This is a genomic window from Parvibaculum sp. (assembly GCF_040882025.1).
GTDB lineage: Bacteria > Pseudomonadota > Alphaproteobacteria > Parvibaculales > Parvibaculaceae > Parvibaculum.
Genome location: NZ_JBBECC010000080.1, coordinates 18961 through 31774, shown reverse-complemented (window position 1 = coordinate 31774; position 12814 = coordinate 18961). Strand labels below are relative to the sequence as shown.

Annotated in this window: 17 protein-coding genes and 1 pseudogene; 10 read left to right on the top strand and 8 right to left on the bottom strand. The window is 65.6% G+C overall.

Annotated features, from left to right (window positions below; all coding sequences use genetic code 11):
- Positions 1 to 315, bottom strand: coding sequence for a hypothetical protein (locus tag WEB61_RS05520; RefSeq protein ID WP_368063329.1), 315 nt, complete (start codon positions 313 to 315; stop codon positions 1 to 3).
- Positions 316 to 652: 337 nt separating this feature from the next.
- Between WEB61_RS05520 and WEB61_RS05515 the strand changes: the two genes are divergently transcribed.
- Complete coding sequence (locus WEB61_RS05515) at positions 653 to 1759, top strand: DUF2336 domain-containing protein (protein ID WP_368063328.1); 1107 nt, start codon at positions 653 to 655, stop codon at positions 1757 to 1759.
- A gap of 389 nt (positions 1760 to 2148) precedes the next feature.
- On the opposite strand, the pseudogene WEB61_RS05510 reads toward WEB61_RS05515, so the two are convergent.
- Together WEB61_RS05510 and WEB61_RS05505 are read right to left on the bottom strand one after the other, a co-directional pair.
- Positions 2149 to 2508, bottom strand: a pseudogene (locus WEB61_RS05510) (helix-turn-helix domain-containing protein); the annotation flags it as partial.
- 17 nt (positions 2509 to 2525) lie between these two features.
- Positions 2526 to 2792 carry a hypothetical protein gene (locus WEB61_RS05505; RefSeq protein ID WP_368063327.1) on the bottom strand — a complete coding sequence of 89 codons (267 nt, stop codon included), beginning with the start codon at positions 2790 to 2792 and terminating at the stop codon, positions 2526 to 2528.
- 146 nt (positions 2793 to 2938) lie between these two features.
- Between WEB61_RS05505 and WEB61_RS05500 the strand changes: the two genes are divergently transcribed.
- From WEB61_RS05500 to WEB61_RS05475, 6 genes are all read left to right on the top strand, one after another.
- Positions 2939 to 3877, top strand: coding sequence for an alpha/beta hydrolase (locus WEB61_RS05500; protein ID WP_368063326.1), 939 nt, complete (start codon positions 2939 to 2941; stop codon positions 3875 to 3877).
- A gap of 209 nt (positions 3878 to 4086) precedes the next feature.
- Positions 4087 to 4470 (top strand): MucR family transcriptional regulator, encoded by a 384-nt coding sequence (locus WEB61_RS05495; protein WP_368063330.1) that lies wholly within the window; start codon positions 4087 to 4089, stop codon positions 4468 to 4470.
- A 52-nt stretch (positions 4471 to 4522) separates the two neighbouring features.
- Entirely contained in the window at positions 4523 to 5083 is a 561-nt protein-coding gene (locus tag WEB61_RS05490) for a PAS domain-containing protein (RefSeq protein WP_368063325.1), read from the top strand.
- A 56-nt stretch (positions 5084 to 5139) separates the two neighbouring features.
- On the top strand, positions 5140 to 5604 hold the full coding sequence (locus WEB61_RS05485; protein WP_368063324.1) for a hypothetical protein: 465 nt from the start codon (positions 5140 to 5142) through the stop codon (positions 5602 to 5604).
- Positions 5605 to 5791: 187 nt separating this feature from the next.
- The gene (locus tag WEB61_RS05480) at positions 5792 to 6151 is read left to right on the top strand and encodes a helix-turn-helix domain-containing protein (RefSeq protein ID WP_368063323.1); all 360 of its coding nucleotides are present in this window, start codon (positions 5792 to 5794) and stop codon (positions 6149 to 6151) included.
- Positions 6148 to 6717 (top strand): DUF6456 domain-containing protein, encoded by a 570-nt coding sequence (locus WEB61_RS05475; protein WP_368063322.1) that lies wholly within the window; start codon positions 6148 to 6150, stop codon positions 6715 to 6717. Before WEB61_RS05480 ends, WEB61_RS05475 begins: the two co-directional genes overlap by 4 nt.
- 12 nt (positions 6718 to 6729) lie before the next feature.
- On the opposite strand, the gene WEB61_RS05470 is transcribed toward WEB61_RS05475, so the two are convergent.
- The 3 genes from WEB61_RS05470 to WEB61_RS05460 all read right to left on the bottom strand — a co-directional run bounded on the left by WEB61_RS05470 (position 6730) and on the right by WEB61_RS05460 (position 9115).
- Positions 6730 to 7161, bottom strand: coding sequence for a SufE family protein (locus WEB61_RS05470; protein WP_368063321.1), 432 nt, complete (start codon positions 7159 to 7161; stop codon positions 6730 to 6732).
- 154 nt (positions 7162 to 7315) lie between these two features.
- Complete coding sequence (locus WEB61_RS05465) at positions 7316 to 7726, bottom strand: DUF5330 domain-containing protein (RefSeq protein ID WP_368063320.1); 411 nt, start codon at positions 7724 to 7726, stop codon at positions 7316 to 7318.
- Between the two features lie 315 nt (positions 7727 to 8041).
- Positions 8042 to 9115, bottom strand: a complete 1074-nt coding sequence (locus WEB61_RS05460) for a hypothetical protein (protein ID WP_368063319.1) — start codon at positions 9113 to 9115, stop codon at positions 8042 to 8044.
- A gap of 209 nt (positions 9116 to 9324) precedes the next feature.
- On the opposite strand from WEB61_RS05460, the gene WEB61_RS05455 reads away from it, so the two are divergent.
- Entirely contained in the window at positions 9325 to 9666 is a 342-nt protein-coding gene (locus WEB61_RS05455; protein WP_368063318.1) for a DUF1491 family protein, read from the top strand.
- Positions 9667 to 9679: 13 nt separating this feature from the next.
- On the opposite strand, the gene WEB61_RS05450 is transcribed toward WEB61_RS05455, so the two are convergent.
- Positions 9680 to 10330, bottom strand: a complete 651-nt coding sequence (locus WEB61_RS05450) for a cation transporter (RefSeq protein WP_368063317.1) — start codon at positions 10328 to 10330, stop codon at positions 9680 to 9682.
- 65 nt (positions 10331 to 10395) lie between these two features.
- Between WEB61_RS05450 and WEB61_RS05445 the strand changes: the two genes are divergently transcribed.
- Positions 10396 to 10797, top strand: coding sequence for a helix-turn-helix domain-containing protein (locus tag WEB61_RS05445; protein ID WP_368063316.1), 402 nt, complete (start codon positions 10396 to 10398; stop codon positions 10795 to 10797).
- A 12-nt stretch (positions 10798 to 10809) separates the two neighbouring features.
- Here the strand turns inward: WEB61_RS05445 and WEB61_RS05440 are convergent, their stop codons facing one another.
- Positions 10810 to 11028, bottom strand: a complete 219-nt coding sequence (locus tag WEB61_RS05440; protein WP_368063315.1) for a hypothetical protein — start codon at positions 11026 to 11028, stop codon at positions 10810 to 10812.
- A gap of 143 nt (positions 11029 to 11171) precedes the next feature.
- Here WEB61_RS05440 and WEB61_RS05435 point away from each other — a divergent pair, with 143 nt between their 5' ends.
- Positions 11172 to 12797 carry a peptide chain release factor 3 gene (locus tag WEB61_RS05435; RefSeq protein ID WP_368063314.1) on the top strand — a complete coding sequence of 542 codons (1626 nt, stop codon included), beginning with the start codon at positions 11172 to 11174 and terminating at the stop codon, positions 12795 to 12797.
- Positions 12798 to 12814: the final 17 nt, after the last annotated feature.

The following is a 12814-nucleotide window of genomic DNA, read 5'->3' as shown; positions in this document are numbered from 1 at the left end:
TCAGTGCACGCCGGTGCCGCGGCCGGAGCTGTCGGGCATGCCGCCCATGCCCGCGCCGCCGCTGTCGTCGCGGATGCGGCAGGCATTGTAGCCGGCGTTCCAGCCGGCCCTGTAGGCCTCGTCGATCCGGTAGGCTTCTTCGTTGCGGGCGACCGTGGAGGGGTCGCCCGGCACGCGGGAGGTGGCGGTCCAGCAGCCGTCCGAATGACCGGTCTTGTAGTTGGGGTCGTCGGCGTATTGGCTGACGCCGAGGCCGCAGGCGGAAAGCGCCAGTGCCGCTGCGAGGACGAAGCCCGCGGGTCCCTTGTGTTTCATGTCGGAGCGCCTTGCCGGTGAGCCAAGGCCCCGAGGATAGGCGCGGCCGCGCCCCGCGGCAAATCCGGCCTAGTGTGGTGGATTTGAAGTTCGTTACATTCTTTGCGGCAACCTCGTCAACGAACTTCAAATCCAAAACCACACTAGAATCATTAGCTTGCTAGTGTCCTGATTGAATCCGAAATTCGTCCGGAGCTTGCAGCGGAATGAAGCGAATTTCGGATTCAGGACACTAGATGCTTTACGGAGCCTTAACGCCGCGATGGTCTGATAGGCCCCGACATTGCGCAAAAGGGCGGGCACCGCCCCCCCCCGCGCCAACGGGAACCGCAGGATCATGGCCTTTCACGGCATCGCCACCGACGAGGACGCGCCGCTGCGCGCCGGCGCCGATCAGGACGCGATGCTGCGGCGTCTGGCCGATCTCGCCTTGCTGCCGGCCTCGCTGATCTCGCCGCAGGAGCGCAGCATTCTCGATTCGATGCTGGCCTCGCTCGCCGCGCGCTTCGATCCGGCCATGCGCAAGCGCATCGCCGAACGCCTCGCGCCGCAGGCCGACGCGCCGCGCGAACTGGCGATGGTGCTGGCGCTCGACGACATCGACATCGCGATGCCGCTCCTGAGCGAGGGACATACGCTGAAGGCGGGCGACCTCATTCAGGTGGTGCGCGAGGGAAGCCCCGCGCATTTGCTGGCGCTGGCGGCGCGCAAGGATCTCACCAGCGAAATCGCCGATGCGCTGATCGATGGCGGCGACACGGGCCTGATCTGCCGCCTGCTCGAAAACGGCACCGCCGAATTGTCGCTGCGCGCGATCGAAACGCTGGCGCGGCGAAGCGCCGCCGAGCCCGAACTGGTGGCGCCGCTGCTCGCCCGTCCGGAACTGACGCTGCGCCTCGCACATCAGATTTTCTGGTGGGCGCCGTCGCCGCTGCGGCTCGAAATACTGAGCCGCTTCACGACCGAACGCCGCCACATTCACAATGCGCTGGACGAAATCCTGACCGGCGATTTTTCCTTCGACCCGGCACTTGCGATCGCGCTGTCGGTGGTGCGCCGTCCCGCGCCGGCCGACAAGGTGCATTTGCATCGTCTGCTCGCCAATGCTTCAGTGAGCGGCATGAGCGCGCTGGCCGAGGGGCTGGCCGAGCTGGCGCATCTGCGGTCGGGAACGATGTTCCGCATCCTGAACGATGCGAGCGGCGAGCCGCTTTCGGTTTTCGCCAAGGCGGTCGGGTTCAACCGCAAGGAGTTCGGCGACCTGATCGTGGCGGCCGTCGATCAGCGCCAGGGCGCGTTGCCCGGCAAGGCCGATCTCGAACGCATGGGCGAACTTTTCGACACGATCTCGACCGATCGTGCCGATCTTGCGCTGCATTGCTGGGATGTGGGGCTGGCGAACGAAACGCAGGCGCCCGGCGGCGGTATCGACGAAGAGGATTAGTCGGCCGCGCTTGGCGGCGCATAGGCCGCCGCCTCGTCTTCCGTCTCGACCGCGGCCGCCCTTGCGAATTGCGGGCCCGACACGATCTCCTCAAGCTCCAGCCGGGCCGTCCGCGCGGTGCCGATGATGTCGCCCTCGGCGCGGTCGACCAGATCGAGCACGGCCCTGATCCCGTCCAGCACCTCGTCGAGCCAGCTGTCGAGTTTGCCGCCCTCAGCCTTCAGCGCCACCGCATCGGCCGCAAGCCGCGTCACCGCGCGGCGCACCGCGGCGGTGTTGAAATCGCCGGGGCCGGTCACCAGCACCGACAGTTTCCGGATCTGCGCGGTGACGCCGTCGATCAGCGCCCGGCGCTCGCGCGCCCGGCGGCTTTCCTCGTCGGCCGGCGGCGCGAGATCGTCCAGCGACACGCCCAGCACATCGGCGATCGCCGCCATGGTGCGGAAGGTGCCGTCCTTCTTGCCGGTTTCGATTTCGGAGAGATAAGGCGCGCTCATGCCTGTGGCGCGCGCAAGTTCGATCGCCTTGAGGCCGCGATGTTCGCGCCAGACGCGCACCGGATTTTCGCCATCGGCAATGCGGTGCGCGACCGCGGCGGGGACGGGCTCCAGTCCCTCATAGCCAAGCGCGGCCCGGCCCGCGCGAATATCCGCGGCGTCTTACGCGGCGCGCTTCAGCCGCTCATAATCGGCAACCGGCACGACGACGAAAAGCGGCTCGCCGTCCGGCCCGGCGATTTTCTGCGGCATGCCGGCTGTGTCGCGGCTCATGACGCCGCTCCGCCGGTCAGCGCCAGAACGGTGGTGACGCCCGCCGTTTGCGAAAAGACGATGCGCAGATTGCCGCCGGCGCGGCAGGAGAGGAGACCGGGCGCAATCTCGCGCGTTTCGGGTGCGCCGCGCGGGGTCTCGGCGAAGGCGCGAACGCGCGCGCGATCTTCCGCGCCGAGACGCAGAAAGGCGCGCCACGCCGTACGCGCATAACGCAGATTGCGCCGCTCGTCCTGTAACCGATCGATGGACTGGTCTTTCATGAATCCAAACCGAAACCGTGTGGCCTCAACGATTCTCAAAGCCTGCGATTTTCGAAGCCTGCCTCATTCGCCACCTGCTAGCATCGCCCGGAGGAGGCGCGTCGCGAAGCGCGAATCTCGTTTGATCGAACCATAGGGAGGCAGGAATGTCCAATGACAGCGGGGGTCTGAGCATCGCGCGGCTGAAGGAGCTGGTGCGCGAACGCAGCAAACGCGCCGAATTGCCGTTGGCCGAACGGCGCCGGGTTATGGATGGCAATGCTGGGATGTTTCCGGTGCCCGACGGCGTCACCGTGATGCAAACCGATCTCGATGGCCTCAATGCCGAATGGGCGCGCGCGAACGATTCGGACGACGCCCCGGTGGTGCTTTATTTTCACGGCGGCGGTTATGTGCTCGGTTCGCCGGTGTCGCATCGCCACCTGACCGCGCGTCTGGCGCTGGCGGCGCGGGCGCGCGTGTTGAGCGTCGACTACCGCCTCGCGCCCGAGCATCCGTTTCCGGCCGCCGTCGATGACGGGTTGAAAGCCTATCGCTGGCTGCTCGATGCGGGCCACGCGCCCGGCACCATTGCGCTTGCGGGCGACTCGGCCGGCGGCGGTCTTGCCGTGGCGGTGCTCATTGCCGCCCGGCGCGACGGCTTGCCGATGCCGGCGGCCGCCGCGCTTCTCAGTCCCTGGACCGACCTCACCTGCGAGACCGGCACCTATGCCTCGCGCGCCGAAGCCGATCCGATGATTACGCAAGCGGGCATCAAGGAACTGGCGGCGATGTATCTCGGCGGTGCCGATCCGCGCGATCCGCTGGCCTCGCCCAATTTCGGCGACCTGGCCGGCCTGCCGCCACTGCTGATCCAGGTCGGCAGCGACGAGGTGTTGCTCGACGATGCGCGCGATCTCGAAAAGCGCGCCCGCGAGGCCGACATCGACACCGATCTCGAAATCTGGGACGGCATGATCCATGTCTGGCAGGCCTTCTATCAGATGCTGCCGGAGGGTGGCTGGGCGCTCGATCATGCCGGCGCCTGGCTGGTGCGGCGCTGGGACGCAATGGAACAAACAAAAAGCGGGCTGGCCCCGGTGTAAATGTGAGCTAAATCACGGTTAATAGAGGTCCCGTGATTTGTACCCGGGGTCCGCAATCGAGCCCTTGATTGCTAATCGACAAAAGAGCTATAGAGTCTTTTGTAATATTCGGGTTAATTATCGCGTCGAAGAGCGGTACTCAGTCAGCGACGCAGGGCGGCCGGACAAGATACGAGGCAAGAGTGGCGGAGAAGACTGAACTGATCGAAATGACGGCGGAGATCGTTTCGGCCTATGCCGGTTACAACAAGGTGGCGCCAGAGGAACTGTCCGGTCTTATCCACAGGGTCTTCGGCACGCTGGCGCAAATCTCGGTCGGCGGGGCCCCGGCTGTCGGCCCACCGCCGGAGCCGGCGGTGCCGATCCGCAAATCCGTGACGCCCGACTACCTGATCTGCCTCGAAGACGGCCAGAAATTCAAATCGCTGAAACGGCATCTGCGCGCGCATTACGACCTCAGCCCCGAGCAATATCGCGAAAAATGGGGCCTGCCGCGCGACTATCCGATGGTCGCGCCGAACTACGCCCAGGCACGTTCCAAGCTGGCCAAGAAAATGGGGCTCGGCCAGGGCGGCCGCGGCCGCGCGCGGTAGGTCCCGCCGCGCCGCTTGCATTGCAGCCCGCCGCCGCCCAAGATTTTTCCATATGATTCGCCGCCGGGCCGAACCCCGGCTTTTGGAGGAGGCGCTTCTGACCCGCGCCGACCAAGCCATCCGCGCCCAGTTGATCGTGCCCGAGCAGCGCGAGCTCTTCGACTACTGGCGCTCGAAATCCGCCGACGGCGCCTATCCGACGCGCGCCGACATTCAGCCGGCCGAGCTGCGCTCGCTGCTGCCCTCGCTCAGCCTGCTCGACATCGTCATGGAAAGCGAAGACACGGTGCGGCTGCGCGTGCGCCTGGCCGGTACGCGGCTGCGCGACTATTTCGGCGTCGAGACGACGGGGCATTTTCTCGACGAGTTCGATCTCGGCGACCAGGCCGGTTACTGGGACGCCGCCTATCGCGAGGTGATCGCCGCCGGCCGTCCGGCCCAGGGCGTCATCGCGCTCGATGCCTGGAAGCAGCCCAACATCTTCCAGTTCTGGTTGCGCCTGCCGCTGGCGGACGCGGAAGGCCGCATCGTCATGGTGCTCGGCCACGACGCCTTTCTGCAATCGGAAAAGGCCCATGCGCTGGCCGAACGCGCCAATTTGCGCATCGCTTGAAACGGGCGCCCCGAAAGGCGCAAACTGCGTGGCGACGCTGCGAAGGAGGCTGCCCCATGACAATGCCGAAACATGCCGCGGGCCTAGGCGCGATGGCCGTCTTTCTTTTCGCCGCCATCCTGTTCGCCGAGACGGCCGGCGCCGCAACGCTTGAGGGCGGCAGCGTCACGATCAAGCCCGGCGAGCAGGCGAAGTTTCCGATCGAAGGCAGCGGGCCGCCGTCGGATTTGCGCGCGCATTGCGCATTGTCGGATGTCGGCGGCAGCGCCAGCGTCGTTTTCGACGGCGAGCACTATATCGCGATGTCCGATCTCGCCATCGGCGAAGTGATCACGCTGTCGCGCGGCGAGACGCGCGAATACGAGCTTGCCGGCGTCGTCGATGCGGCGGCGGGCGGCGGCTATATCGCCTTCAACTTCACCGGCGCGGCGGCGGCGATGTGCTTTCCCGGCATGGATTGCGCCGGCGCCAGCGACGCCGCGACGACCGTGAAAATAACCTGCCGCGACGCCTCGAAGTAAGCGGCCCGCCGCCGCCAATGCGGCGGCGAAATGTCTGCCAGCGCGCCAGCGCGCCCGCAACCCCCTGACACGCAAGGACTTGCCCGAACTTATCCCCGGCCCGCCGGGGGCCGGTAAATTTCGCCATTGAAGAGGAATTTATTCCTCTATTTCTTCGAAACGGCTATGATCGGCCGAGGGAGGATCAATGGAAAAGGATTTTATTCCCAATTCTCAAACCGGCGCCGCGGGCCGGCGCCGTGCCGAGGCGGTCTGGACCGAGGCGGCGGTGGCGAATGTCTGGAACGTGCCGCTCGGCGAAATCCGCGCGCCGACCCGCCGCCGCGCCCCGGTCGCGCTGGCGCGCCAGGTGGCGATGTATCTGACGCATGTGATTTTCGGCATCAGCCTGACGGAAGTCGGGCGCCACTTCGGCCGCGACCGCAAGACGGCCGCCTGGGCCTGCGAGCGCATCGAGGACCGCCGCGACGATCCGGATTTCGACCGGCTGCTCGATGCGCTCGGACTGTTGCTGGAGAGCCGCATCGGCCCGGCGGCGCGGCCATGACGCGGGGAGGAGGTCCGGTGCGGGATGCCGCCGATCCCGACCGCTTCGCGGCCGCACATCGCCTGACGGTCCGCAAGCGCGTCCCGTTCGACGGCGAGGAAACCGAGATCTGCGTCAACGAAGCCGAAACGCCGCTCGGCTGGCTGCGCCGCCGCAAGGGGCCGGACGGCAAGCCGCTCATCGACGAAACGCAATTCGAGGCGGGCGAGCGGCTGCGGCGCGACTTCACGATCGGGCAGTTGACGCCGCGCGTCACGGTCGACTGGACGGCTGTCGGCGGCGGCCGGCCGAAACGGCGGCGCCCGCGCGATCCGGCCGAAATCGCCGATCATGCGCTCGCCGCGCGCCGCCGCGTCGCCCGTGCGCTGATGGCGGCAGGGCCCGGCCTGTCGGACCTGCTGATCGCGGTCTGCTGTCATCTGGAAGGCATGGAAGCGGCCGAGCGGCGCTTCGGCTGGCCGCAGCGCACGGGCAAGGTGGTGCTCGCCATCGCGCTTGACCGGCTGGCCGCGCATTACGGGCTTGGGCCGGCGTCGAAAGCGGCGCCGGCAAGCGCCGCGACATGAGACCGGCGGGCGTCAGGAGGCGGCGGGCGCCAGATGCGCTTTTGCATCCGCCTCGATGCGCGCGACCATCGAATAAAGACCGTTGGAGCGTTGCGGCGTCAGATGCGCGTCGAGGCCGAGCTGGCCGAAAATGGCGCGGGCGTCGATCTCGAGAATCTCGGCCGGCGTCCGGTCCGAATAGAGGCGCATCAGGATGGCGATCAGGCCACGGACGATATGGGCATCGCTGTCGCCGCGGAAATGGAGGCGTGGCGCGCCGTCTGCGCCCTTGACCGGCTCGGAGATGAGCCAGACCTGGCTGACGCAGCCCTGCACCTTGTTTTCGGGCGCATGCTCGGCCTCGCTGAGCGGCTCGAGCTCGCGGCCGAGTTCGATGACATAGCGATAGCGCTCCTCCCAGTCGTCGAGGAAGGCGAAATCGTCGATGAGATCCTGAATGCTCATGGCGCTCCGTCCGTGTTGGTCAGGACATAGCGGGCCGGGCCCCGAAGAACAAGCGCCCCGCCACTCGGGAGGCAAGTGGCGGGGCGTCAAGCCGGACCGGATGCGGATCTAGGGCCCCGCATCCGGCAGAGGGGCGGGCGACCGGTGGGTGAGATCAGGCGCCTGCCAGATGCGGCGGAACAAGGGCTTGCCGGCTGACCGGGGCGACCGGGGAGGGGGCGCTGTCCTGCTGCTGTTCCCGGGCCTTGTCGGTCAGCCAGACCAGCGCCATGCCGCCGTAATGCGTCGTCTGGCGGATGACATGGCCGACAATCTCGTGACTCCGCGCGCAGATGTCCGGATTGCGGCCACAAAATCCCATAACGTCCTGGGCCGAGCGTGCGGCCATCGTCAAGGCCTCCCCGGCGCCCATTTCGGCGGCGGCGGGGTCGGACGGCGCCCCGAACGAGGCGGCGGTATAGCCCCCGACGCTGGCGGTTTCATCTCCGGCGGCGGGGTCTCCGGCAGCGGGCAGCAGGAAGGCAAGCACCGTCAGCCAGAAGGCGGCTCTGAGAATAAATGACATCGTTTTCACCCTTTCAAAGGCCGGTCGTTCCTAGGAACCGGCGCATGACATGAGCGAAGGCTAGGGCGCGATCTGCTGTCGCGCGGTTAAATCGAAAGATAAAATGCAATAAATATTGAGTCTTATGCTTGTGAAAGCAAATGCTGGTTTATTTCAGTATTCAACTATACTTGAAAATATAATCTAATTGTCGAAAAAACAAAATAAAACAAGTCAAAAATTTGACGCGCATTTTTCGAAAATGCACGTCAAAAAAGATCGAGATTCAATTCAAATTTGTACGAAGCGGCCGCTGGCCCGGCGGCAAGGCCGGGCCTAGTTGGCGGCGGGCGTGGCCGGCAGGGCTTCTGCCCAGCAGCCGCTCACTTCCTCGACCGCATGCTTGCCGGCGCACCACGCTTCCTCGGAGGGAAAGCGGGCGGCGGCAAGGCACTGATCGAGGTTGAGGCGGGCCCAGTTGAGGCAGCGCCCGGTCGGGTTGCGCGGCGCGGACGTCTGGACGGCCTGCGTCGAGCCGTCGAGCACCTGATGCGCGGCAAGCGTGAGGATGCGGTTCATCACGCTCGGCGTATAGGCATGCGCCGTACCGACCGGCGAGAGGGCCGCCAGCACCGCGCGGGCCCGTTCCAGCGGGCTTGCCGCGGCGGCCTTGACGGGCGTCTCGGGCCGCGCGGGCTGCGGCGCAATCATGCCCCATTTCTGTTTCTGGAACTGGTAGGCGGTATCGATGAAGCGGGCCGAAAGCTGCGCCATGCGGGTCGTTTCCTCGCGAATGGCGCCGGCGACGGCGGTGCTGGCCGAGCTGGAGCCGCGAATCTGCAGCACGTAGTCTTCGTCGGCCGTGAGTTGTTCAAGCAGCACCGTCTTGCCGACGGCCCGTGCCTCGTTGCGCACACCTTGCGCGAATTCCGGGTCCTGCGCCGCGATCATCGCGCGCGCGGCATACCAGCCTTCGGCAAGCCCGTCCGGTTCGGCAAAGCGCAGCCGTTCCAGCGCGCGGCGCACATCGGACGGCGTGTTGAGGCGCGCTTCGGACGCCGCCGCCAGCGCCGATCCGTAATTGACGTAAACGCCGGCGAAGTCACCGAGGCGCGGCGCCGTCGTCAGCGAGGAGAGACCGGCCGACGGATCGATCGACGCAACCTGTACCGGACCGCGATGAAGCGGCGAGGGCAGCGGAAGAGGGATGCCCGATTCCAGGGCGGCCAGAACGGCATCCTCGGCGGCCATCGCAACCGGCGCGGGCGCGGGTTCGGGCGCGGCGGCGACAGGCTTGCTGTCCTCTCCGGATGTAAGACAGCCACTCAGCAGAAAGGCGGCGGCAACGGGTAGCGCGGCCCGCTGCGCCAGTTTCAGGAAATGCAAAGACACGTTGCGACCCCTCGACATGACATTACTCCCCCTGACGCCCGCACAAGCCGGAACGCCGATCACGGCAACAATCGACCCTGCCGATCGATTTCTTTGCAGTGCGGCCTCCCTTGATAGAGTGCTAGAGAGTCTATGCCTCCATCGGGGCGACCGCAAACGGGAAACGCGTTAAGGATGAACTGCCGCGGCCCGGCGACCGATGCAGGACGAAAGAACGGGAAAATAAAATGGAAACGGCGCCGCGGCTGAAGGCCGAAATCTGGGTGAAGGCGCTGATCCGCCGCTGCGAAACGAACGGCGCGGGCGCGATGGTGGTCCGGCGCGGCGATGCGACCTCCGGAATCGTCCTGGTCAAGGTCAACCGGCTGGATGGCCGCGCGACCGTCTATGCACCGGCCCGTGACGGCGAGGGCGCGCTGTTCTGGATGGCGCGGCCGGGCGCCGAACCGGCGCCGGAAACCGACGCCGACGCCTATATCGAGAAACAACGCCAGCGCGACCCCGACCTCTGGGTGGTGGAGATCGAGGACCGCGAGGGCCGACATTTCCTGGTCGAGCCGGTGCGCTAGGCCGGGCCGCCGTTCAGGCCTCCGTTTGCCGCATCGCGGTTTCCTCCGCTCCGCCGCGAAGCTCGTCCCGCGCATGAACGAAGACCGTCCACGCGCCTTGCAGCGCGAGCACCGCCATGATGGCGGCGACGGCAATGTCCGGCCATGCGGTGCCGGTGCCGAAGACACCAAGCGCGGCGAGGACCACGGCGGCATTGCCGATCACGTCGTTTCGTGAGCAAAGCCAGACCGAGCGCATGTTGCTGTCGCCCGAGCGGTGACGCCAAAGAAGGGCGAAGACGGCCGCATTGGCGGCAAGGGCGGTGAGGCCGACGATGCCCATCGTCATGGCCTGCGGCGCACCTCCATAGGCGACATGCCAGAGCGTCGAGCTCATGACCCAGATGCCGAGCAGTCCCATCGCGGTGCCCTTGGCGAGCGCGGCCCGCGCCCGCGCGCGCAACGACATGCCGATGACGAAGAGGCTGATCGCATAGGTGGCCGTATCGCCGAGAAAATCGAGCGCGTCGGCCTGAAGAGCGACCGAACCGGCGGCGAAACCGGCGACGATCTCAACCGCGAACATGACGCCGTTAATCGCAAGCGCCGCCCAGAGGACGCGTCGGTAACCGGCATCGCGCAATCGCGCTTCCGGTGTCCCGTGGTCGCAGCATTGTCCACTCATCCTGACCTCGCCAAAAAGAATTCAGGAGGTTAGGATAGGATCTATAGTAACTATAGGGTCAAGACATGGATGACGGAACAAGCATCGGCGAACTGGCCAAGGCGACCGGCACCAAGGTCGTCACCATTCGCTACTATGAGAAAATAGGTCTCCTGCCGGAGCCGCCCAGGACGCGCGGCAACTATCGCGCCTATGACGCGCGGCACCGCGAGCGGCTTCATTTCATCCGACGCTGCAGGGATCTCGGTTTCACGCTGGCGCAGGTGCGCGAGCTTCTCGACCTCTCAAAGAAGACCGACCGGGATTGCGCGGCGGTGGACAGGCTTGCGCTCGATCATCTCGCGGAAATCGGGCGCAAGATTGCCGACCTGAAAAGACTGGAAAAGGAACTTCGGCGCATCAGCGAATGCTGCCAGGGCGGCCGCATCGGCGATTGCCGGATCATTGAGGCGCTGTCGGGTTCCTAGCCTGCAACCTCGTCAAGGCCGCATGAACATGAAATCCTCGTCCGGGTCGAGATGGTCCGCCGCTTCGATCAGCTCGGCGCGAATGTCTTCCGGATTGCGGATGTCGCGCCAGATGCGCAACACCTGCTCAAACAGGATGCGGGCAACGGCGTCGCTCGAAAGCCGCGCGGTCTCCGCCTCCTTGAGCATGGCCTCGATATGTGGCTCGACAATGTCGCGGGCACTGGTCATGGGCGTCTCCTGAAGTTCAATGACATGATGCGGCGGATGCTGGCACAGCGTGCAATCGCCGCCGAGGGGCCAGTTTGTCGCGGGGGGGCGGGGCGGGCCGCTTTGGGCTAGCTTCCGCGCAAATTCATCCCGGAGACGGAACGTTGAGCATTTCCGAGGCCGCAAGCCGTCAGGACAAGGAGTTGGCCGGCGAGATCCGCAAGCGACGGACCTTCGCGATCATCTCCCATCCGGACGCCGGCAAGACAACACTGACAGAGAACCTGCTGCTGAAGGGCGGCGCGATCCGCATGGCGGGCCAGGTGAAGGCCCGCGGCGACAACCGGCGTGCGCGCTCCGATTGGATGAAGATCGAGCAGGACCGCGGCATCTCGGTGACCTCGGCCGTGATGACCTTCGAATACAAGGGTATCGTCTGCAATCTGCTCGACACGCCCGGACACGAGGATTTCAGCGAAGACACCTACCGCACGCTGACGGCCGCCGACAGCGCCATCATGGTGATCGACGCGGCCAAGGGCATCGAGGCGCAGACGCTGAAACTCTTCGAAGTCTGCCGCATGCGCGACGTGCCGATCATCACTTTCATCAACAAGATCGATCGCGAGGGCCAGAACCCCTTCGAGCTGATGGACGAGATCGCCTCGAAGCTCGCGCTCGATACGGCGCCGATGGTCTGGCCGGCGGGCATGGGCGGGCTGCTTCGCGGCATCTTCGATCCCGAAAACGACCGCTTTGTTCCTTACGAAAAGCCGGGTGCGGAAAAGGGTGCCGCCGACAGCGAACCCGAAAGCCTGACCGGCGACCGCATCGCCGACTATCTGGGAACGGATGAACTGACGCATTTCCGCGAGGAGATGGAGCTCGCACGGGAGGGGTCCCCAACCTTCGATATCGAGCAATATCGTGCGGGGCACATGACGCCGGTCTATTTCGGCAGCGCACTCAGGAAGCTCGGCGTACGCGAGTTGCTTGATGCCGTCGTCGCCTATGCGCCGCCGCCGCGCGTCCAGCCGGCCGCGACGCGCATTGTCGAGCCGGGCGAATCGAAGGTGACCGGTTTTGTCTTCAAGGTACAGGCGAACATGGACGCCAATCACCGCGACCGCATCGCTTTCATGCGCATCTGTTCGGGCAGGTTCAAGCGCGGCATGCGGTTGAAGATTTCCGGCAGCGGCAAGACCATCGGCGTCAACAATGCGATCCTCTTTTTTGCGCAGGACCGCGAGTTGCTCGACGATGCCTTTGCAGGCGACATTATCGGCATTCCCAATCACGGTACGATCCGGGTCGGCGACACGCTGAGTGAGGGCGAGGATCTTATCTTCACCGGCATTCCGAACTTCGCACCGGAAATCCTGCGCCGCGTCCGCCTCGACGATCCGATGAAGGCCAAGCACATGCGCCGCGCGCTGGAAAGCCTCGCGGAGGAAGGCGTGACGCAGGTCTTCAAGCCCGAGATCGGCGCCAACTGGATTGTCGGCGTGGTCGGCCAGTTGCAGCTTGAGGTCCTCGCTTCGCGCATCGCCGCCGAATACGACATCAAGGTGCAGTTCGAACCGGCACCCTTCGAGACCGCGCGCTGGGTCCAGGCAAATGACGCCGCCGAACTGAAGCGCTTTGTCGAAGCGCATCGCGGTAACATGGCGACCGACCGCGACGGCGCGCCGGTTTTCATGGCGAAAAGCAATTGGGAAATCGGCTACACGCTGGAGAAGTGGCCGAACGTCACATTCTCTGCAACGCGTGAACGCACTGCCGCCACATAGCGTCGACAAAGCAGGAC